This window comes from Sphingobacterium deserti (assembly GCF_000757725.1).
GTDB classification, from domain to species: Bacteria; Bacteroidota; Bacteroidia; order Sphingobacteriales; family Sphingobacteriaceae; genus Sphingobacterium; species Sphingobacterium deserti.
Map to the genome: position 1 here is coordinate 1 of NZ_JJMU01000075.1, position 530 is coordinate 530.

Here is a 530-nt window from a genome sequence, read left to right on the forward strand (position 1 = left end):
ACAAAAAAAGCCCCTCAGTTTCCTGAAGGGCTCCGTATTAAATTATCCGCCAGTCGGCGGACTACTCTCCCATCCGCCAGCTGGCGGACAATACCAACGGCTCCGGTGGGACACAAAAAAAGCCCCTCAGTTTCCTGAAGGGCTCCGTATTAAATTATCCGCCAGTGGGCGGACTACTCTCCCATCCGCCAGCTGGCGGACAATACCAGCGGCCGGGCAGGGCGCAAAAAAAAGCCCGTCATCTTTCGACAACGGGCTTCGTATTAAATTAGGCACCGACCTACTCTCCCACCTGTTACGGCAATACCATCGGCTCTGGCGGGCTTGACTGCTCTGTTCGGAATGGGAAGAGGTAGACACCGCCGATATAGGCACCTGAAAATCTTTTATAGTAGTGGGTAATGGGTAGTGCGTAGTGGGTACAAAAATCCCAGTTCGCAATACTCAATTCTAGCTACTAGAACTGACATATTATTGAAAGAAAGAAAATGAGGGAAGACAACAACGTTCTACCGGCGTGGAAAGCTTCG

Annotated in this window: 1 rRNA gene; it reads right to left on the bottom strand. The window is 50.9% G+C overall.

The window, feature by feature from the left end:
- Positions 1-267: 267 nt before the first annotated feature.
- Positions 268-379 (bottom strand): 5S ribosomal RNA (gene rrf, locus DI53_RS19440).
- Between the last annotated feature and the right edge of the window lie 151 nt (positions 380-530).